The sequence below is a fragment of the Bacillus sp. RC252 genome, assembly GCF_044909215.1.
GTDB lineage: Bacteria > Bacillota > Bacilli > Bacillales > Bacillaceae_G > Bacillus_A > Bacillus_A mycoides.
The window spans coordinates 241,211-263,005 of the sequence record NZ_JBIYDV010000006.1; the positions used below are offsets into that span (position 1 = coordinate 241,211).

Annotated in this window: 20 protein-coding genes; all 20 read left to right on the plus strand. The window is 37.5% G+C overall.

Annotated features, from left to right (window positions below; translation table 11 throughout):
* Positions 1 to 11 precede the first annotated feature (11 nt).
* The 20 genes from ylqF (at position 12) to ABH960_RS11220 (ending at position 21,687) form a co-directional block, all read left to right on the plus strand.
* Positions 12 to 902 carry a ribosome biogenesis GTPase YlqF gene (gene ylqF / locus ABH960_RS11125; RefSeq protein ID WP_002088188.1) on the plus strand — a complete coding sequence of 297 codons (891 nt, stop codon included), beginning with the start codon at positions 12 to 14 and terminating at the stop codon, positions 900 to 902.
* A 55-nt stretch (positions 903 to 957) separates the two neighbouring features.
* Positions 958 to 1,731 (plus strand): ribonuclease HII, encoded by a 774-nt coding sequence (locus ABH960_RS11130; protein ID WP_404445076.1) that lies wholly within the window; start codon positions 958 to 960, stop codon positions 1,729 to 1,731.
* Between the two features lie 193 nt (positions 1,732 to 1,924).
* On the plus strand, positions 1,925 to 3,085 hold the full coding sequence (sucC, locus tag ABH960_RS11135) for an ADP-forming succinate--CoA ligase subunit beta (protein ID WP_002014529.1): 1,161 nt from the start codon (positions 1,925 to 1,927) through the stop codon (positions 3,083 to 3,085).
* Between the two features lie 19 nt (positions 3,086 to 3,104).
* Entirely contained in the window at positions 3,105 to 4,007 is a 903-nt protein-coding gene (gene sucD, locus ABH960_RS11140) for a succinate--CoA ligase subunit alpha (protein ID WP_002033796.1), read from the plus strand.
* A gap of 88 nt (positions 4,008 to 4,095) precedes the next feature.
* Positions 4,096 to 4,965, plus strand: coding sequence for a DNA-processing protein DprA (gene dprA / locus ABH960_RS11145; RefSeq protein ID WP_404445080.1), 870 nt, complete (start codon positions 4,096 to 4,098; stop codon positions 4,963 to 4,965).
* 144 nt (positions 4,966 to 5,109) lie between these two features.
* Positions 5,110 to 7,188, plus strand: coding sequence for a type I DNA topoisomerase (gene topA / locus ABH960_RS11150; protein WP_404445083.1), 2,079 nt, complete (start codon positions 5,110 to 5,112; stop codon positions 7,186 to 7,188).
* A 48-nt stretch (positions 7,189 to 7,236) separates the two neighbouring features.
* Entirely contained in the window at positions 7,237 to 8,541 is a 1,305-nt protein-coding gene (trmFO, locus tag ABH960_RS11155) for an FADH(2)-oxidizing methylenetetrahydrofolate--tRNA-(uracil(54)-C(5))-methyltransferase TrmFO (RefSeq protein ID WP_002066796.1), read from the plus strand.
* Between the two features lie 71 nt (positions 8,542 to 8,612).
* Positions 8,613 to 9,512: a tyrosine recombinase XerC gene (xerC, locus tag ABH960_RS11160; protein WP_078175468.1), complete on the plus strand. Its 900-nt coding sequence runs from the start codon at positions 8,613 to 8,615 to the stop codon at positions 9,510 to 9,512.
* A gap of 42 nt (positions 9,513 to 9,554) precedes the next feature.
* On the plus strand, positions 9,555 to 10,097 hold the full coding sequence (gene hslV, locus ABH960_RS11165) for an ATP-dependent protease proteolytic subunit HslV (protein WP_002014538.1): 543 nt from the start codon (positions 9,555 to 9,557) through the stop codon (positions 10,095 to 10,097).
* Between the two features lie 22 nt (positions 10,098 to 10,119).
* Positions 10,120 to 11,511: an ATP-dependent protease ATPase subunit HslU gene (gene hslU / locus ABH960_RS11170; protein WP_002014539.1), complete on the plus strand. Its 1,392-nt coding sequence runs from the start codon at positions 10,120 to 10,122 to the stop codon at positions 11,509 to 11,511.
* A 77-nt stretch (positions 11,512 to 11,588) separates the two neighbouring features.
* On the plus strand, positions 11,589 to 12,368 hold the full coding sequence (codY, locus tag ABH960_RS11175; protein ID WP_002014541.1) for a GTP-sensing pleiotropic transcriptional regulator CodY: 780 nt from the start codon (positions 11,589 to 11,591) through the stop codon (positions 12,366 to 12,368).
* Positions 12,369 to 12,723: 355 nt separating this feature from the next.
* Complete coding sequence (gene rpsB / locus ABH960_RS11180) at positions 12,724 to 13,425, plus strand: 30S ribosomal protein S2 (protein ID WP_002088178.1); 702 nt, start codon at positions 12,724 to 12,726, stop codon at positions 13,423 to 13,425.
* Positions 13,426 to 13,528: 103 nt separating this feature from the next.
* Complete coding sequence (gene tsf, locus ABH960_RS11185) at positions 13,529 to 14,416, plus strand: translation elongation factor Ts (RefSeq protein WP_002088177.1); 888 nt, start codon at positions 13,529 to 13,531, stop codon at positions 14,414 to 14,416.
* Between the two features lie 66 nt (positions 14,417 to 14,482).
* Positions 14,483 to 15,205 (plus strand): UMP kinase, encoded by a 723-nt coding sequence (pyrH, locus tag ABH960_RS11190; protein WP_404445090.1) that lies wholly within the window; start codon positions 14,483 to 14,485, stop codon positions 15,203 to 15,205.
* Positions 15,206 to 15,208: 3 nt separating this feature from the next.
* Positions 15,209 to 15,766 (plus strand): ribosome recycling factor, encoded by a 558-nt coding sequence (gene frr / locus ABH960_RS11195; RefSeq protein ID WP_000531506.1) that lies wholly within the window; start codon positions 15,209 to 15,211, stop codon positions 15,764 to 15,766.
* A gap of 85 nt (positions 15,767 to 15,851) precedes the next feature.
* Positions 15,852 to 16,628 (plus strand): undecaprenyl pyrophosphate synthase, encoded by a 777-nt coding sequence (locus ABH960_RS11200; RefSeq protein WP_002014545.1) that lies wholly within the window; start codon positions 15,852 to 15,854, stop codon positions 16,626 to 16,628.
* 17 nt (positions 16,629 to 16,645) lie between these two features.
* Complete coding sequence (cdsA, locus tag ABH960_RS11205; RefSeq protein WP_404445095.1) at positions 16,646 to 17,437, plus strand: phosphatidate cytidylyltransferase; 792 nt, start codon at positions 16,646 to 16,648, stop codon at positions 17,435 to 17,437.
* 23 nt (positions 17,438 to 17,460) lie between these two features.
* Complete coding sequence (gene dxr, locus ABH960_RS11210) at positions 17,461 to 18,603, plus strand: 1-deoxy-D-xylulose-5-phosphate reductoisomerase (RefSeq protein ID WP_002014547.1); 1,143 nt, start codon at positions 17,461 to 17,463, stop codon at positions 18,601 to 18,603.
* Positions 18,604 to 18,620: 17 nt separating this feature from the next.
* A complete protein-coding gene (gene rseP, locus ABH960_RS11215; protein WP_404445099.1) occupies positions 18,621 to 19,877 on the plus strand; it encodes an RIP metalloprotease RseP in 1,257 nt (418 codons plus the stop codon).
* Positions 19,878 to 19,986: 109 nt separating this feature from the next.
* Positions 19,987 to 21,687, plus strand: coding sequence for a proline--tRNA ligase (locus tag ABH960_RS11220; protein ID WP_002014550.1), 1,701 nt, complete (start codon positions 19,987 to 19,989; stop codon positions 21,685 to 21,687).
* Positions 21,688 to 21,795: the final 108 nt, after the last annotated feature.

Here is a 21,795-nt window from a genome sequence, read left to right on the forward strand (position 1 = left end):
AAGGTGGCAACATGGTAATTCAATGGTTCCCAGGACATATGGCAAAGGCTAGACGCCAAGTAACAGAAAAATTAAAGTTAATTGATGTTGTAATTGAGCTTGTAGATGCTCGATTACCTTTATCTTCTCGTAATCCAATGATTGATGAAATTATTACACATAAACCAAGGCTTGTTGTTTTAAATAAAGCGGATATGGCGGATGATCGTCTTACAAAGCAGTGGATTGCATATTTTGATGAAAGAGGTCAAAAGGCAATTTCAATTAATGCGCAAGCTGGACAAGGTATGAAAGAAATTGCAGCAGCTTGTAAAGTTCTTGTCAAAGAAAAATTCGATAAAATGGTTGCTAAAGGTATTAGACCAAGAGCAATTCGTGCTTTAATTGTAGGTATTCCAAACGTTGGTAAATCTACACTGATTAATAAATTAGCGAAGAAAAATATAGCAAAAACAGGAGATCGTCCTGGTGTGACAACGGCCCAGCAGTGGATTAAAGTTGGGAAAGAAATGGAATTATTAGATACACCAGGTATTTTGTGGCCTAAATTTGAAGATGAATTAGTTGGTCTTCGTTTAGCGACGACTGGTGCAATTAAAGATTCTATATTAAATTTACAGGATGTAGCTATTTATGCGTTACGTTTTATGGAAAAACATTATCCAGAACGTTTAAAAGAGCGATATAATTTAAATGACATTCCAGAAGAAATTGTGGAGTTATTTGATGCGATTGGAAAAAACAGAGGTTGCTTAATGGGCGGCGGAATGATTGATTATGATAAAACATCTGAGCTTATACTTCGTGAGCTTCGTGGTGGAAGATTTGGAAAAATGACGTTTGAAACACCAGAAGAGTTTGCAGAGCAGGTAGAAGATGTGGAAAAAGTAGAAGAAGTATAAGACGTGCGTTTGTACGTCTTTTCTTTTTGGTTACGTTTAAAAGGAGTGTAAATAGATGCAAAAAATGACTATTCAAGAAACTGAATGTTTGCTGCAAGAAATTATGAATGAAGAAGACGAGCGTTTTCAAATGTTAGTGAAAGATGAGCGAAAAGGTGTTCAAAAACTAATTTTGAAGTGGTATAAACAAAAAGAGTTAGCGCAAAAAGAAAGAGAAAAATTTCTAGAAATGTCAAAGTACGAAAATGAGTTACGTGAAAAAGGGCTCACATACATTGCTGGTATTGATGAAGTGGGTCGTGGGCCGTTAGCAGGACCGGTTGTGACGGCGGCTGTCGTCCTTCCGGAAGATTTTTATATTCCAGGATTAAATGACTCGAAAAAATTAAGTGAAGCGAAACGTGAGCGTTTTTATGATGAAATTAAAGAGCATGCAATTGCGATTGGAGTTGGAATTATATCACCACAAGTTATTGATGAAATAAATATTTATCAAGCGACGAAGCAAGCGATGTTAGATGCGGTTGCTAATTTATCGTGTACACCAGAATATTTATTAATCGATGCGATGAAGCTTCCTACATCAATTCCGCAAACATCAATCATTAAAGGTGATGCGAAAAGTGTCTCTATTTCAGCTGCATCTATTATTGCGAAAGTGACGAGAGATCGTATGATGAAAGAGTTAGGAGGAAAGTATCCTGCATATGGATTTGAACAACATATGGGATATGGGACGAAACAGCATTTAGAAGCGATTGAAGTACATGGAGTATTAGAGGAACATCGAAAATCATTTGCGCCAATTAAAGATATGATTAAAAAATAAGCTGTATATTCACAGCTTATTTTTTATTTTGGTATATAAACATTATTATTTTCGAAAAAGAATAAAGCGATTTCAGTTTTCTGACACTTTATTGTAGACAGCGTGCCAATCATCTTATACAATGGCAATGTAATGTTTTTTAAACATTAAAAAACTTTTCGAGTAAAACAGGAAAACAGGGGAGGATGGGACCATGAATATCCATGAGTACCAAGGTAAGGCAGTCCTTAGAAGCTATGGGGTTAGCGTTCCGAACGGGAAGGTTGCATTTACAGTAGAAGAAGCTGTAGAAGCAGCGAAAGAATTAGGAACGGAAGTATGTGTAGTTAAAGCGCAAATTCACGCTGGTGGACGCGGCAAAGCTGGCGGTGTAAAAGTTGCGAAAAATTTAGAAGAAGTTCGTACATATGCAGAAAGCATTTTAGGAACTACACTTGTGACGCATCAAACAGGTCCTGAAGGTAAGGAAGTAAAACGCTTACTTATCGAAGAAGGTTGCGATATTAAAAAAGAATATTATGTAGGTCTTGTATTAGATCGTGCAACTTCTCAAGTTGTTTTAATGGCATCTGAAGAAGGTGGAACAGAAATTGAAGAAGTAGCAGAAAAAACGCCTGAAAAAATCTTTAAAGAATATATTGATCCAGCAGTAGGTTTACAAGGTTTCCAAGCGCGTAGAATCGCGTTTAACATCAATATTCCAAAAGAACTTGTAGGACAAGCTGTGAAGTTTATGATGGGCTTATACAGTGCGTTTATCGAAAAAGATTGCTCTATCGCTGAGATTAATCCACTTGTTACAACAGGTGACGGTAAAGTTATGGCGTTAGATGCAAAATTAAACTTTGATTCTAATGCGTTATATCGCAATAAAGATATTTTAGAACTTCGTGATCTTGAAGAAGAAGATTCAAAAGAAATTGAAGCTTCTAAATATGACTTAAACTACATTCCTTTAGATGGAAATATCGGTTGTATGGTTAATGGTGCAGGTTTAGCAATGGCTACAATGGATATCATTAAACATTACCATGGTGACCCGGCTAACTTCTTAGATGTTGGTGGCGGCGCAACAGCTGAAAAAGTTACAGAAGCATTCAAAATTATCCTTTCTGACAAAAATGTAAAGGGTATCTTCGTTAACATTTTTGGTGGCATTATGAAGTGTGATGTTATCGCAGAAGGTGTTATTGAAGCGACGAAGCAGGTAGGTCTTGAGTTGCCTTTAGTTGTACGTCTTGAAGGTACAAACGTAGAGCTAGGAAAGAAAATTTTAAATGAGTCTGGTTTAAATATTGTTGCAGCAGAATCTATGGCAGACGGTGCACAAAAAATTGTTTCACTAGTGGGCTAATAGAAAGCGGGGGAGAAAAATGAGCGTATTAGTTAATAAAGATACAAAAGTTATTGTTCAAGGTATTACAGGTTCTCAAGGGTTATTCCATACAAAGCAAATGATTGAATACGGTACGAAAATTGTAGGTGGTGTAACACCAGGTAAAGGTGGCACTGATATTGAAGGCGTACCAGTATTTGATACAGTAGAAGATGCTGTGAAAGCAACAGGCGCAAACGCTTCAGTTGTATACGTTCCACCCGCTTTTGCGGCTGATGCAATTATGGAAGCAGTTGATGCAAAGGTTGATTTAGTAGTATGTATTACTGAAGGAATCCCTGTATTAGATATGGTAAACGTAAAGAGATATATGGCGGGTAAACATACACGTTTACTTGGACCAAACTGCCCTGGTGTCATTACACCTGACGAATGTAAAATTGGTATTATGCCAGGATATATTCACAAAAAAGGTCATGTTGGTATCGTATCTCGCTCTGGTACATTAACGTATGAAGCTGTACATCAGTTAACGCAAGAAGGTATTGGCCAATCTACTGCTGTAGGTATCGGGGGAGACCCTGTTAACGGTACGGACTTTATTGATGCGTTAAAAGCATTTAATGAAGATGAAGAAACGCATGCTGTAATTATGATTGGTGAAATCGGCGGTACGGCAGAAGAAGAAGCAGCAGAATGGGTACAAGCTAATATGACAAAACCAGTTGTAGGCTTCATTGGTGGTCAAACAGCGCCTGAAGGCAAACGTATGGGTCATGCTGGGGCGATCATTTCTGGCGGCAAAGGAACTGCTGCTGAAAAGATTAAAACTATGGAAGCTTGTGGTATTAAAGTAGCGGAAACACCAGCTGTTATGGGTGAAACATTAATCTCTGTTTTAAAAGAAAAGGGATTATTTGAGACTTGTAAAAACTACTAATCTTTTTGAAAGACACCTTCTTATTAGAGGGTGTCTTTTTACACATTTTTTGTTTACATAATAAAAATTATGGGTAAGGAGAATTGAGATGAAAAGAGAACGTTTATTGCACCTTCATTACATGTTGGCGGATCATTGGAAGGCGATGGAGAAACTACTATATGTTGATCCAGAACTGAAGGAAATATACACTTTTAGTCCGAAACAATTTGAATATTACGCTGGAATATCCTCGAAAAAATCTTTAGAACTAGTAAATTTTCTTCAAATTTCAAATCTCCAACAATATGTATCCCAGTTAGAAAAAAAGAGAATATTTTATATAACAATATGGGATAAGGACTATCCACAATTACTGCGAGAAATACAAGATCCCCCTTTTGTTTTATACGGAAAAGGAGAAAGAGATTTTCTAAATAAAGTAAATAAATTAGCGATTGTTGGAACGAGAGAACCGTCTTTATATGGAAAGGAGAGTATGAAGTTTATTTTACAACCTTTACTTGAAAAAGAATGGCTTATTGTTAGTGGGTTTGCAAGAGGGATAGATACAATTGCTCATGAAGTTACAGTAAGGCAGCATTGCCCGACCATTGCAATATTAGGACACGGATTATCTTATATGTATCCAAAGGAGAATAGAGGTTTATATGACACGTGGAAAGATTATATATTGTTATTGACAGAGTATCCGCCCCATTATGTGCCGAAAAAATGGTATTTTCCAAAAAGAAATCGAATTATTAGCGGTATAAGTAAAGGTGTTTTAGTTGTAGAAGCAAAAACGAGAAGTGGATCCCTTATTACTGCAGACCTTGCGCTAGAACAAAATAGAGAGGTGTTTGCGCTTCCTGGACCTATATTTATAGAGAGTGCAGCAGGAACGAATCATCTAATTCAACAAGGCGCCAAGCTAGTAAGAAATGCGGAGGATATCCTTGAAGAAATTTTAAATTAATCATATATTTTTATGTTTTTATTAAACAATTATTGACAAATGGTAGATTGTCGCTGTATGGTATATTCATTCTTGATTGACAAAAACAAGAGAAATCAATAAGATTGATGAAGACTTGAATCCACCTCTTAAGGAGGCACTAGCATGTCAGATTACCTCGTAATCGTGGAGTCGCCTTCTAAGGCGAAGACCATTGAAAAATATTTAGGGAAAAAATACAAAGTCGTCGCGTCCATGGGACATGTCCGCGATTTACCTAAAAGCCAAATGGGGATAGAAGTAAAGAATAACTTCACTCCGAAGTATATTACCATTCGTGGTAAGGGTCCCGTTTTAAAAGATTTAAAATCAGCGGCAAAAAAAGCAAAGAAAGTCTATCTCGCGGCCGATCCGGATCGTGAAGGAGAAGCAATTGCTTGGCATTTAGCAAATACGTTAAATGTGGACGTTGGATCAGATTGCCGAGTTGTATTTAATGAGATTACAAAAGATGCAATAAAAGAATCATTTAAATATCCTCGTGCAATTAATATGGATTTAGTAGATGCACAACAGGCAAGGCGTATACTCGATCGTCTTGTTGGTTACAATATTAGTCCTTTATTATGGAAGAAAGTAAAAAAAGGATTAAGTGCAGGACGCGTACAATCTGTAGCAGTTCGTTTAATCATCGAACGTGAAAAAGAAATTCAAAGTTTTGAACCTGAAGAATTCTGGACAATTAAAACAGAATTTGTCAAAGGGAAAGACACATTTGAAGCAAGCTTTTACGGTGTAGATGGTGAAAAAGTTCAATTAACGAACGAAGCACAAGTGAACGAAATAATCGAAAAGATGAAAGATAATGCGTTTTCGGTTGAAAATGTAACGCGAAAAGAGCGAAAGCGTAACCCTGCATTACCGTTTACAACATCTTCCTTGCAACAAGAGGCAGCGCGTAAGTTAAATATGCGAGCAAAGAAAACAATGATGCTTGCACAGCAGCTGTATGAAGGGATAGATCTTGGAAAACAAGGGACTGTAGGTCTTATTACGTATATGAGAACTGATTCAACACGTATCTCAGAAACAGCTCAAACAGAGGCTCGTGATTACATTACTGAGGCGTTTGGTGCGGAATACATAGGAACAGAGAAGAGGAAAGAAACGAAAAAGTCGAAAGCACAAGATGCGCATGAGGCGATTCGTCCTACTTCGGTAATGAGAAAGCCAGAGGAACTAAAAAGTTTCTTAAGTCGTGATCAACTCCGTTTGTATAAACTGATTTGGGAGCGATTTGTTGCAAGTCAAATGGCATCTGCTATAATGGATACTGTTACAGCGAAACTCATTAATAACAATGTTCAGTTCCGTGCAAGTGGATCAGTTGTAAAGTTCCCAGGATTTATGAAAGTGTACGTAGAGTCGAAAGATGATGGTGCGGAAGAAAAGGATAAGATGTTGCCACCGTTAGAAGTAGGTGAAACTGTATTTTCAAAAGATATAGAACCAAAGCAACATTACACACAGCCTCCGCCGCGTTATACAGAGGCTCGTCTAGTAAGAACACTTGAAGAGCTTGGAATTGGGAGACCGTCTACTTATGTACCGACACTTGAAACAATCCAAAAACGAGGATACGTTGCTTTAGATAATAAACGCTTCGTTCCGACTGAGCTTGGTGGAATAGTAATCGAACTTATTTTAGAGTTTTTCCCAGAAATTATTAACATTGAATTTACTGCCAATATGGAGCAAAGCCTTGATGAAGTAGAAGAAGGAAATGCAAATTGGGTGAAAATTGTTGATGATTTCTACGTAGGATTTGAACCGCGCTTAGAAAAAGCGGAAAAAGAAATGCGTGAAGTGGAAATTAAAGATGAACCAGCTGGGGAAGACTGTGAATTATGTAGTCACCCGATGGTCTTTAAAATGGGTAAATATGGGAAGTTTATGGCTTGTTCAAATTTCCCGGAATGTCGTAATACAAAACCGATTGTAAAAGAAATCGGTGTTACTTGTCCGAAGTGTGATAAAGGGCAAATTATTGAACGCCGTAGTAATAAAAAGAAACGTCTTTTCTACGGATGCGGTACGTATCCAGAATGTGACTTTGTATCTTGGGATAAGCCGATTGGTCGTAAATGTCCGAAGTGTGAAGGTATGCTCGTAGAGAAAAAGTTAAAAAAAGGCGTGCAAGTACAATGTATTTCGTGTGATTATGAAGAAGAACAACAAATGTGAGCGTAACTGCTCACATTTTTTTCGGGAAGAAAAGGAAAGGTGATATATATGACAACACAAGTAGTAAACGTCATTGGCGCAGGTCTTGCAGGAAGCGAAGCAGCTTACCAAATTGCAAAGCGTGGTGTCCAAGTAAAATTATATGAAATGAGACCAGTAAGGCAAACACCAGCTCATCATACAGATAAATTTGCTGAATTAGTATGTAGTAACTCACTTCGTGCAAACACATTAACAAATGCTGTTGGTGTTATTAAAGAAGAAATGCGTCTAATGGATTCTGTCATTATTCGTGCAGCTGATGAGTGCTCTGTACCAGCAGGAGGTGCTTTAGCTGTAGACCGTCATGAATTCGCGGCGAAAGTGACTGAATATGTGAAAAATCATCCGAACGTAACTGTAATGAATGAGGAAATCACTGAAATTCCAGAGGGACCAACTGTTATTGCGACAGGTCCACTTACGTCTCCGGATCTTTCTGCACAATTAAAAAAACTAACAGGTGAAGATTATTTTTATTTCTATGATGCTGCAGCGCCAATCGTTGAGAAAGACAGCATTGACATGAATAAAGTATATTTAAAATCCCGTTATGATAAAGGTGAAGCGGCATATTTAAACTGTCCAATGACAGAAGAAGAGTTTGATCGTTTTTATGAGGCTTTAATTGCTGCTGAGACAGTGCCTTTAAAAGAATTTGAAAAAGAAATTTTCTTTGAAGGTTGTATGCCAGTAGAAGTTATGGCAAGTAGAGGAAGACAGACGTTAGTATTTGGACCGATGAAGCCTGTTGGGTTAGAAGATCCGAAAACAGGGAAAACACCGTATGCGGTTGTTCAGTTACGTCAAGATGATGCAGCAGGAACATTATACAATATTGTAGGCTTCCAAACACATTTAAAGTGGGGACCACAAAAAGAAGTGTTACAGCTAATTCCAGGACTAGAAAACGCAGAGATTGTACGTTATGGTGTAATGCATCGTAATACGTTTATTAATTCGCCTAATTTGCTTCGTCCAACATATCAATATAAACAACGTGATGATTTATTCTTCGCTGGTCAAATGACTGGTGTAGAGGGTTATGTTGAATCAGCAGCATCAGGATTATTAGCGGGTATTAACGCTGCTCGACTTGTACAAGGTGAAGAGCCAGTTGTATTACCACCTGTAACTGCAATGGGAAGTATGGCGAATTATATTACTGCGACAAATGCGAAAAACTTCCAGCCAATGAATGCAAACTTCGGTTTATTTACACCGTTAGAGAAGAAAATTAAAAAGAAACAAGAGCGAAATGAAGCATATGCTACACGCGCTTTGGAAACAATTCAAAATTTTGTAAATATTTAATTAAATTTCTTGCAAAGGCTACTAAGTTGTGATACAATTTAGTAGCCTTTATTGAGGTGAATTATATGGATGTGAATGTGAAGAAATTGTTACAATTATTCGTTGGATATTTACAAATTGAAAGAAATTATTCAAAATATACAATTGCAAGTTATCAAAATGATTTAGAACATTTTGTGCAATTTATGGAGCGAGAAGGCATATCCTCTTTTTTAGATGTTACATACGCGGATGTTCGTTTATACTTGACGACGTTGCACGATCAGAAGTTAGCCCGTAAATCTGTCGCAAGGAAAGTATCAAGCTTACGAAGTTTATATCGTTTTTTGATGCGTGAAGGTTATCAAAAAGATAATCCGTTTGCACTTGCGTCACTTCCCAAGAAAGAATTGTCAATCCCAAAGTTTTTATATGCTGAAGAGTTAGAGGAATTGTTTGAAGTTTCTGATACAGGGGCACCATTAGGTCAAAGGAATCAAGCTTTATTAGAGTTGATGTATGCAACTGGGATTCGTGTAAGCGAATGCGTTAATTTGCAACTTACCGACATTGACTTTGCAGTGGGAACAATTTTAGTGATGGGAAAAGGGAAAAAACAAAGATATATTCCGTTCGGAAGCTATGCACAAGATGCTTTAATTACTTATATAGAGAACGGGAGAAAACAGTTAGCTCAAAAGACTGAAGAACAATCTCATATGGTATTTTTAAATGCGAAAGGTAAGCCGTTAACAGATCAGGGTGTACGTTATGTTTTGAACGAACTCATTAAGAAAGCTTCACTTACAATGCGGATAAGTCCCCATATGTTAAGGCATACATTTGCTACACATATGTTGGATGAAGGAGCGGATTTACGTACTGTGCAGGAGCTATTAGGTCATGAGAATTTGTCAACCACACAAATTTATACGCACGTCTCTAAAGAAAGATTGCGTTCTGTGTACATGAAGCATCACCCGCGGGCATAAATTGCTTTTAAGGCTATAAAAACATATAAAGGAGTTTTTTCTATGGGAAATTTCCACGCTACAACGATATTTGCAGTTCATCATAATGGAGAATGTGCAATGGCTGGAGATGGTCAGGTAACGATGGGGAATGCTGTTGTAATGAAACATACAGCTCGCAAAGTTCGCAAACTTTTCCAAGGGAAAGTTTTAGCTGGTTTTGCAGGATCAGTTGCTGATGCATTTACTCTTTTTGAAATGTTTGAAGGAAAATTAGAAGAGTATAATGGCAACTTGCAGCGCGCTGCAGTTGAGATGGCGAAACAATGGCGTGGTGATAAAATGCTACGTCAGCTAGAAGCAATGCTCATTGTCATGGATAAAACAACGATGCTCCTTGTTTCAGGTACAGGAGAAGTGATTGAACCAGATGATGGTATTTTAGCAATTGGTTCAGGGGGACATTATGCACTTGCTGCTGGTCGTGCTTTAAAGCAACATGCAAGTGAACATTTAACAGCGAAACAAATTGCGAAGGCCAGTTTAGAAATTGCAGGCGATATTTGTGTTTATACGAACCACAACATAATTGTTGAAGAATTGTAGAATCGTAAGGGAGGCATTTTATATGCATTTACATTTTACTCCGCGTCAAATTGTGGAAAAATTAGATCAATACATCATCGGTCAAAAAGATGCAAAGAAAGCGGTTGCTGTAGCTCTACGAAATCGATACCGTCGCAGTAAATTAGTTGAAAATTTACGTGATGAAATTGCACCTAAAAACATTTTAATGATTGGACCGACAGGTGTTGGTAAAACAGAGGTAGCACGGCGAATGGCGAAACTCGTTGGAGCACCTTTTATTAAGGTTGAAGCGACGAAATTTACAGAAGTTGGATATGTGGGTCGAGATGTAGAGTCGATGGTCCGCGACCTTGTTGAAACGTCTGTTCGTATTGTGAAAGAGGAAATGGTAGTTAAAGTTCAAGATAAAGCAGAAGAGCAAGCGAATCAACGTCTTGTTGAAATTTTAGTGCCGAGTCCGGAGAAACAATCTGGATTTAAAAATCCATTAGAAATGCTTTTTGGTGGTAATCAAAATTCAAACCAAACATCTGATGCGCAGGAAGATGATGAAATCGAAAAGAAACGTCAAGATGTGGAAAGAAAGCTTGCGGCAGGCCTTCTTGAAGATGAAGTGATATCGATCGAAGTGACGGAACAACAGTCTTCTATGTTTGATATGTTGCAAGGAACTGGCATGGAGCAAATGGGAATGAATTTCCAAGATGCACTAGGAAGTATCATGCCGAAAAAAACGAAAAAACGTAAACTTTCTGTAAAAGAAGCAAGAAAACTCTTGACAAATGAAGAGGCACAGCGCTTAATTGATATGGATGAAGTTACACAAGAGGCTGTTTATCGTGCTGAACAGCTCGGGATTATTTTTATCGATGAAATTGACAAAATTGCTGGTAAGCAGTCGAATAGCGTAGATGTATCGCGTGAAGGTGTGCAACGTGACATTTTACCGATTGTAGAAGGGTCGAATGTAGCAACGAAATACGGATCAGTAAAAACGGATTATATTTTATTTGTTGCAGCTGGAGCGTTCCATATGTCTAAACCGTCGGATTTAATTCCGGAATTGCAAGGGAGATTTCCGATTCGAGTAGAATTAACAAAATTATCGGCGGATGATTTTGTTAAAATATTAATCGAGCCTGACAATGCGCTAATTAAACAGTACACGGCGTTATTAGCGACTGAAGGTATAGAAATTGAATTTTCAGACGAAGCTATTCGTAAGATTGCTGAGATTGCTTATCAAGTTAATCAGGATACAGATAATATTGGAGCGAGAAGACTTCATACTGTTATGGAGAAGCTCCTTGAAGATTTATCGTTTGAGGCATCTGAAATTACGTTAGAGAAAATAACGATAACACCTCAATATGTTGAGGAAAAATTAGCGACAATAGCTAAAAATAAAGATGTGAGCCAGTTTATTTTGTAATAGTGTCATCAGGTGACTCGCCCTAGTTTCCAAGTGATGAAAAAATATGTAAGTAACATGTAGGAGGAAATTTTGAAATGGAATTATTAGCAAAAACGAGAAAATTAAATGCGTTATTACAGAGCGCAGCAGGAAAGCCTGTAAACTTTAGAGAGATGTCTGACACAATGTGTGAAGTAATTGAAGCGAACGTGTTCGTTGTAAGTCGTCGCGGTAAATTATTAGGATATGCGATTCACCAACAAATCGAAAACGAACGTATGAAGCACATGCTTGCAGAGCGTCAATTCCCAGAAGAGTATACGCAAAGTTTATTCAATGTTACAGAAACATCTTCAAATTTAGGTGTGGATAGTGACTACACAGCATTCCCAGTAGAAAATAGAGAATTATTCGGTCAAGGTTTAACTACAATCGTACCAATCGTTGGTGGCGGTGAGCGTCTAGGTACACTAGTGTTAGCTCGTCTTGGTCAAGAGTTCTTAGACGATGATTTAATTCTTGCTGAATACAGCTCAACTGTTGTAGGTATGGAAATCTTACGTGAAAAAGCAGAAGAAATCGAAGAGGAAGCACGTAGTAAAGCTGTTGTTCAAATGGCGATTAGCTCATTATCTTACAGTGAGTTAGAAGCAATCGAGCATATCTTCGAAGAATTAAATGGAACAGAAGGTTTACTTGTTGCAAGTAAAATTGCTGATCGCGTAGGAATTACTCGTTCGGTAATCGTAAATGCACTACGTAAATTAGAAAGTGCTGGTGTTATTGAGTCTCGCTCTTTAGGTATGAAAGGAACATACATTAAAGTGCTAAACGACAAGTTTCTACAGGAACTTGCTAAATTAAAAACAAACTAATTTATAAAAAAACTCTCCTCGCTTGAGGAGAGTTTTTTTGTTTTTTCAAGTGAATGATTTTGCTTACGTAAGGCGTCATGACAACATTCATTAGAAAACTATTAATTAACCTTCAATTCCTTGCTTAAAGGAATTGAAGGTTGGTAATACTAGGATTTGAGCGTGAAAAAAAGAAAGTTTTACATTGTTCGCATTTTCGACTTGATTGTAATATTTCAGTATGATATAGTAAGCAGTGGTGTCAGTACAAAGTACACACGTTTACTGATTTAAGTGTTGGTGCTACGTTCGTAGTTTCGCTTAGAGATGAAGTAAACGGAGGATATCAAAAAAACCATTTAGGAGGAACTAAATTATGTCAGTAATTTCTATGAAACAATTGCTTGAAGCTGGTGTTCATTTCGGACATCAAACTCGTCGTTGGAACCCAAAAATGAAGCGTTACATCTTCACAGAGCGTAACGGTATCTACATCATCGACTTACAAAAAACTGTGAAAAAAGTTGAGGAAGCTTACAGAACGATGCGTGACATCGCTGCTGAAGGTGGAGACATTTTATTCGTAGGTACTAAAAAACAAGCACAAGAAGCTATTAAAGAAGAAGCAACTCGTGCTGGTATGTACTTCGTTAACCAACGTTGGTTAGGTGGAACTTTAACAAACTTCCAAACAATCCAAAAGCGTATCAAGCGTCTTAAAGATATCGAAAGAATGCAAGAAGATGGTACTTTCGAAGTACTTCCTAAGAAAGAAGTTGTTCAACTTAAAAAAGAGTTAGAGCGTCTTGAGAAATTCTTAGGCGGTATTAAAGATATGAAAGGTCTTCCAAGTGCATTATTCATAGTAGACCCTCGTAAAGAGCGTATTGCAGTTGCTGAAGCACGCAAATTACACATTCCAATCATCGGTATCGTTGATACAAACTGTGATCCGGACGAAATCGATCACGTTATTCCAGCAAACGATGATGCAATTCGTGCTGTAAAACTTCTTACATCTAAAATGGCAGACGCGATCCTTGAAACAAAACAAGGTGAAGAAACTGTTACTGCGTAACAAATTTGGAAAGGTGATAAGGGGTTCGGCCTTTTATCACCTTTTTTAAGGTATAAACACCTTTATAAAAGGTATAAATACATATTTTAGGAGGATGAAAAATATGGCAATCACTGCACAAATGGTAAAAGAACTTCGCGAAAAAACTGGCGCAGGTATGATGGACTGCAAAAAAGCTTTAACAGAAACTAACGGCGACATGGAGAAAGCAATTGACTTCTTACGTGAAAAAGGTATTGCGAAAGCTGCTAAAAAAGCAGATCGCATCGCTGCTGAAGGTTTAACTTTCATCGAAACAAACGGTAACGAAGGTTTAATCTTAGAATTAAACTCTGAGACTGATTTCGTTGCGAAAAACGAAGGTTTCCAAGCGTTAATTAAAGAATTAGCTGCTCACTTATTAGCTAACAAACCTGCTAACGTTGAAGAAGCTATGGCTCAAACAATCGAAGGCGGCAAAACAGTAGAAGAGCACATCAACGAAGCAATCGCTAAAATTGGTGAAAAACTTACACTTCGTCGTTTCGAAATCGTATCAAAAACTGATGCTGATGCATTCGGCGCTTACCTACACATGGGTGGACGTATTGGTGTATTAACAGTTCTTGAAGGTTCTACTGACGAAGCAGCTGCTAAAGATGTAGCAATGCACATCGCAGCAGTTAACCCTAAATACATCGACCGCGATGCTGTAACAGCTGAAGAAGTTGAGCATGAGCGTCAAGTATTAACACAACAAGCTTTAAACGAAGGCAAGCCTGAAAAAATCGTTGCGAAAATGGTAGAAGGCCGTCTTGGCAAATTCTTTGAAGAGATTTGCTTACTTGACCAAACATTCGTTAAGAATCCTGACATGAAAGTTCGTCAATTCGTTGAGTCTAAAGGCGGAACATTAAAAGGATTCGTTCGCTACGCTGTTGGTGAAGGTATCGAAAAACGCGAAGACAACTTTGCTGAAGAAGTAATGAACCAAGTAAAAGGTAACAACTAATACAGATTAGGGAACACATTGTGTTCCCTTTTTTAAAATAAAGATGTAAGCAATTGGAGGTTCATTATGAATAAACCGAAATATAATCGTGTCGTTTTAAAGCTGAGCGGAGAAGCTTTAGCTGGCGAGCAAGGATTTGGAATTAACCCAGCTGTTATTAAGTCAGTTGCGGAACAAGTGAAAGAAATTGCAGAACTTGATGTAGAGGTTGCTGTTGTTGTTGGTGGCGGTAACATTTGGCGTGGGAAAATTGGAAGCGAAATGGGCATGGATCGTGCAGGAGCAGATTACATGGGCATGTTAGCAACAGTTATGAATTCATTAGCTCTTCAAGATAGCTTAGAGAATATTGGAATTCAAACTCGCGTACAAACTTCAATTGAGATGCGTCAAGTGGCAGAGCCTTACATTCGTCGTAAAGCAATTCGTCACTTAGAGAAAAAACGTGTTGTTATCTTTGCTGCAGGTACAGGTAACCCATACTTCTCTACAGATACAACAGCAGCATTACGTGCAGCTGAAATCGAAGCGGACGTTATTTTAATGGCGAAAAATAATGTGGATGGCGTATATAGTGCAGATCCATCTATTGACCCAACAGCTACGAAATACGAAACACTTACTTACTTAGATGTATTAAAAGCAGGTTTAGGTGTAATGGATTCTACAGCTTCTTCTTTATGTATGGATAATGATATTTCATTAATTGTATTCTCGGTTATGGAAAAAGGTAACATTAAACGTGCCGTTTTAGGCGAAAATATTGGAACAGTTGTAAGGGGGAAATAAATTATGGGACAACAAGTATTGAAGTCTTCAAATGAAAAAATGGAAAAAGCAGTTGCTGCTTATTCTCGTGAATTAGCAACAGTTCGCGCTGGTCGTGCAAGCTCGTCTGTATTAGATAAGGTACAAGTTGATTACTATGGTGCACCAACACCAGTTGTGCAATTAGCGAACATTACAGTTCCAGAAGCACGTTTGCTTGTAATTCAACCTTATGATAAAACTTCTATCGGTGATATTGAAAAAGCAATTTTAAAAGCAGATTTAGGCTTAAACCCTTCTAATGATGGAACTGTAATTCGTATTGCATTCCCTGCATTAACAGAAGAGCGTCGTCGCGATCTTGTAAAAGTTGTGAAAAAATATGCTGAGGAAGCAAAAGTTGCTGTTCGTAACGTACGTCGTGACAGTAATGATGACCTTAAGAAGCTTGAAAAAGCTGGCGACATTACAGAAGATGATTTAAGAGGATATACTGAAGATATCCAAAAAGAAACAGATAAATATATTGCAAAAGTTGACGAAATCGCAAAAAACAAAGAAAAAGAAATTATGGAAGTGTAATAGCGATAATTTCGCAAATATGACCCTCTTCTTAAGGGGGTCTTTTTACACTTTTAGGCATACGTCTGCTTGTTGGAGGGTATGAATGATGTTTAAAAAGTTTCCTTTTTTTAAAAGTAAAAAGGTCACATCGTTTGATCATCTCATTGAAAAAGTGAAAAAAGGATATATCCCAGAACATATTGCTATTATTATGGATGGTAATGGAAGATGGGCAAAGAGAAGAGCCATGCCTCGCATTGCTGGTCATCATGAAGGTATGCAAGTTGTGAAGAAAATCACAAAATTTGCAAGTAAGCTTGATGTGAAAGTATTAACTCTTTATGCTTTTTCGACTGAGAACTGGAAAAGACCGAAAAAAGAAGTTGATTATTTGATGAAGCTTCCAGAAGAATTTTTAGGTGCATTTTTACCAGAGTTGATTGAAGAAAACGTACAAGTCCGAGTAATAGGGCAAAAAGATCGTCTTCCTACGCATACGCGCAGAGCGATGGAAAAAGCCATGGAAGATACGAAAGAGAATACGGGATTAATTCTTAATTTCGCGTTAAACTATGGAAGTCGAGATGAAATCGTTTCTGCTGTGCAACATATGATGAAAGATAGTGAGGAAGGAAAAATTCGTTCGGAAGAAATAAGTGAAGAAAAGATTTCTTCTTACTTAATGACGAGTTCTTTACCTGATCCAGAGTTGTTAATCCGTACAAGCGGAGAGCTACGTATTAGTAATTTCATGTTATGGCAAATTGCTTATTCGGAATTTTGGTTTACAGATGTGTATTGGCCAGATTTTACCGAGGAACATTTGCTAAATGCGATTACAGACTTTCAACATAGAGGGCGCAGATTCGGAGGCGTGTAGAAAGAGAGGGTTTGGTAGTGAAACAGAGAATTATTACTGGAGTGATTGCTGCCGCGCTATTCATTCCCATCGTAATTTACGGTGGCGTGCCTTTTACAGTTTTAGTGTATGCACTTGCTTCTATAGGTTTATATGAATTAATTCGTATGAACAAGCTTACGCTTATTTCGGTACCAACAGTTTTAGCTGCAGTATTATTGTGGATTATTTTAATTCCGAGTAGTGCATCAGAACTGTTTACGTGGATTGGATTAGGTAAATTAGAAATCACATTTGTGATTGTTTTATTACTTTTATCATATACAGTCCTTTCTAAGAATACATTTACTTTTGACAATGCTTCATTTTTACTTATGGCAACGACATATGTTGGAATGGGATTCTTATATTTAAATGAAACGAGAATATTAGGAATCAAATATGTGTTCTGTGCACTATTTGTCATATGGGCAACTGATTCAGGTGCATATTTCATAGGGAAAGCATTTGGAAAAAGAAAATTATGGCCAGAAATTAGTCCGAATAAAACGATTGAAGGTTCATTAGGCGGTATTGTTTGTGGAATTGTTGTTGCACTTGTTTACAATATGTTCTTCCCAGTTGAAGCGAATGTAGGAGTTTTAATCGTTCTGACGATTATCATTTCTATTTTTGGACAAATTGGTGATTTAGTGCAATCTGCATTTAAACGCCATTATTGTGTAAAGGATTCAGGTACAATTTTACCTGGACATGGTGGTATTTTAGATCGAACAGATAGTTGGTTATTTGTGTTACCAATTCTATACTTCTTATTACAATACAATTAATAAATGAACGAGGGGTTGGAGTCATGAAAAACATTAGTTTACTAGGTGCAAGCGGATCAATCGGTACACAAACATTAGATGTGTTACGCTCGCACCCAGACCAATTCCGTCTCGTTGCTTTTTCTGTAGGGAAAAATGTTGATTATGCAGTAAAGGTAATTCAAGAATTTTCCCCGCAAATTGTCTCTGTGCAAAGAGAGGAAGATGTTTTAAAATTACAAGCTGTTTCTGGTAATACAAAAGTAGTATATGGTAGCGAAGGCTTATTAGAAGTAGCGCTGCACCCAGATACAGAAATTGTAGTGAATGCTGTTGTAGGTAGCGTAGGGTTGTTACCGACACTCCGCGCAATTGAGGCGAAAAAAACAATTGGAATTGCAAATAAAGAAACGTTAGTAACTGCAGGGCATCTTGTAATGGAAGCAGCACGAAAACATAATGTATCGTTACTTCCAGTAGACAGTGAACATTCAGCTATTTTTCAATGCTTGAATGGTGAAAATGAAAAAAGAATCTCTCGCTTAATTATAACTGCTTCAGGCGGAAGTTTTCGTGATAAAACGAGAGATGAATTGCATCAAGTGACCGTAGAAGATGCACTTCGTCATCCAAACTGGTCAATGGGTTCGAAAATTACAATTGATTCTGCTACAATGATGAATAAGGGGCTAGAAGTAATTGAAGCACACTGGCTTTTTGGTATCCCTTATGAGCAAATCGATGTTGTTCTACATAAAGAAAGTATTATTCATTCTATGGTTGAATTTGAAGATCGTAGTGTAATGGCACAGCTTGGCTCACCTGATATGCGAGTACCGATTCAATACGCGCTTACATATCCTGATAGATTACCTCTTTCAGACACGAAACAGTTAAATTTATGGGAAATGGGAACATTGCATTTTGAGAAAATGAATCAAGAGCGTTTCCGTTGTCTACGTTTTGCGTATGAAGCTGGAAAGACAGGTGGAAGTATGCCGGCTGTAATGAACGCGGCAAATGAAGTAGCTGTTGAAGCTTTTTTACAAAAGAGAATTGGTTTCTTAACAGTGGAAGACCTCATTGAAAAAGCAATGCACCATCACACTGTCATTGCACGTCCGAGCTTAGAGGAAATTCAGGAAATTGACGCAGCCACAAGACGGTTTGTGATGGAACAAATTTAGCAAAGGTGGTTATGGAATTGAATACAGCGATTGCCTTTATATTAATTTTCGGTGCACTCGTATTTTTCCATGAGCTAGGGCATCTATATTTCGCAAAAAGAGCAGGTATTTTGTGCCGCGAGTTTGCGATTGGTTTTGGTCCGAAAATATTCTCATTTGAAAAGAATGAAACGGTGTATACGATTCGATTACTGCCCCTTGGTGGCTATGTAAGAATGGCTGGCGAGGATGCGGACACAGTTGAGTTAAAACCTGGAAAAAAGGTTGGACTTGTATTAAATGAAAAAGACGAAGTTGTGAAATTAGTTTTTGATGGACATGAAAAATATCCAAATGTTCGTGTCATTGAAGTCGAACAAGCTGATTTAGAGCATAATCTTACAATTTTGGGTTATGAAGAGTACGAGGAAGAGCTGCAAACATTCCGAGTGAATGAAAAAGCTCGTATCATTTCTGCGGGAGAAGAAATTCAAATCGCTCCGTACAATAGACAATTTGGCTCTAAAAAATTGGGCCAACGTGCTCTAGCAATCTTTGCAGGTCCTGCAATGAACTTTATTCTAGCATTTGTTATTTTTGTGATTCTTGGATTTGTACAAGGAGTTCCTGTTGACAAACCGATGGTCGGAAAAGTAATGGAGAATAGTGCTGCAGAACAAGCTGGATTAAAAGAAAATGATACAATTCAAGCAATCAATGGGAAGAACACTAGTACATGGAAAGATGTTGTAACGATTGTACGTGAAAACCCAAATAAAGAAATTACGTTACATGTAAAGCGTGATAGTGAGCAATTTAATGTGAAAGTAACACCAACGCTTGATAAAGAAGGAAAAGACGAAGTTGGTAGAATTGGTGTTTATTCTCCTGTAGAGAAAACAGTGATGGGTTCTATTAAATCAGGGTTTGAACAAACATACGAATGGACGAAACTAATTTTTGATTCTCTTGTGAAATTAGTAACGGGTCAATTTTCTATTAATGAGTTGTCAGGTCCAGTAGGAATTTATAATCTAACAGATCAAGTTGTAGATTATGGATTTACGCGTGTACTAAGTTTAGCGGCAGTTTTAAGTATTAACCTTGGTTTATTTAATTTATTACCAGTCCCAGCTTTAGACGGTGGACGTTTGTTCTTCTTCTTAATTGAAGCGTTACGAGGAAAACCAATTGATCGTCAAAAAGAAGGAATGGTTCACTTTATTGGGTTTGCATTATTAATGTTGCTTATGTTAGTTGTAACATGGAATGACATCCGTAAGTTTTTCTTGTAAAATAAGAAGAAGGTTATAATGAAATAGAGCTCATAGAATAAAATCCCTCACCTAACTCGAGGTGAGGGGTTTTATTGCGTGTAAGAGTAAAATGAAGAGGTGCGAATAAATGAAACAAAGTATGGTATTCAGTCCTACATTACGTGAAGTTCCAGCAGATGCTGAAATTAAGAGTCATCAATTATTACTTCGCGCAGGGTTTATGCGTCAAAATGCTTCTGGTATTTATAGTTTTCTACCATTTGGTTTAAAAGTGTTACACAAAGTAGAACGTATTGTTCGTGAAGAAATGGAGCGCGCAGGGGCAGTAGAACTATTAATGCCAGCTATGCAAGCTTCTGAATTATGGCAAGAATCAGGCCGTTGGTATTCTTACGGATCAGAATTAATGCGTATGAAAGATCGTAATGCTCGCGAGTTTGCGCTAGGGGCAACTCATGAGGAAGTAATTACAGATCTTGTACGTGATGAAATTAAATCATACAAAAAATTACCATTAACATTATATCAAATTCAAACAAAATTCCGTGATGAGCAAAGACCACGTTTCGGTTTATTACGCGGAAGAGAATTTTTAATGAAAGATGCGTATTCTTTCCATGCAACACAAGAAAGTTTGGATGAAGTATATAGCGGTTTATACAAAGCGTATTCTAATATCTTTGCTCGTTGTGGTTTGAATTTCCGTGCAGTTATAGCTGATTCTGGAGCAATGGGTGGAAAAGATACACACGAATTTATGGTGTTATCTGATGTAGGTGAAGATACAATTGCGTATTCTAATACATCTGATTATGCGGCAAATATTGAAATGGCTCCTGTTGTTGCTACGTATACGAAGAGTGATGAAGCCGAAAAAGCACTTGAAAAAGTAGCAACTCCAGATCAAAAAGCTATTGAAGAAGTATCTGCATTCTTAAATATCGCAGCGGAAAAATGCATTAAATCTATGGTGTTTAAAGTAGATGCGAAATTAGTAGTAGTACTTGTTCGTGGCGATCATGAAGTCAATGATGTAAAAGTGAAGAATGTATACGGAGCTTCAGTCGTTGAGCTTGCTTCACATGAAGAAATAAAAGAGTTATTAAACTGTGAAGTGGGTTCTTTAGGACCGATTGGTGTTACAGGGGATATCGAAATTATCGCTGACCATGCTGTAGCATCAATTGTCAACGGATGTTCAGGAGCGAACGAAGAAGGGTTCCATTATGTAAATGTAAATCCAGAACGTGACTTTAAAGTAAGTCAATATACAGATTTACGCTTCATCCAAGAAGGAGACCAATCTCCAGATGGAAATGGAACAATTCTTTTCGCACGTGGAATTGAAGTTGGTCATGTATTCAAATTAGGAACTCGTTATAGTGAAGCGATGAACGCAACGTTCCTAGATGAAAACGGAAAAACAAAACCACTTATTATGGGTTGTTACGGTATCGGTGTATCTCGTACAGTGGCAGCAATTGCAGAGCAGTTTAATGATGAGAATGGTTTAGTTTGGCCAAAATCTGTTGCACCGTTCCATGTGCATGTAATTCCAGTGAATATGAAATCTGATGCACAACGTGAAATGGGTGAAAATATCTATAACTCATTACAAGAGCAAGGATACGAAGTATTACTAGATGATCGTGCAGAACGTGCAGGTGTTAAATTTGCAGATGCAGATTTATTCGGCCTTCCAGTTCGTGTTACAGTTGGTAAAAAAGCAGATGAAGGTATTGTAGAAGTGAAAGTACGTGCTACAGGCGAGTCTGAAGAAGTGAAAGTAGAAGAACTTCAAACATATATTGCTAATATTTTAAAATAAGAAGAGGTACCTCGTAATGAGGTACCTTCTCTTTCTTTGTAAACGTATTTTGTAAAAGAAGAAGGAAGAAATCTTTCTTTGTAGTACGTTTCAATTTATAATAGCAAA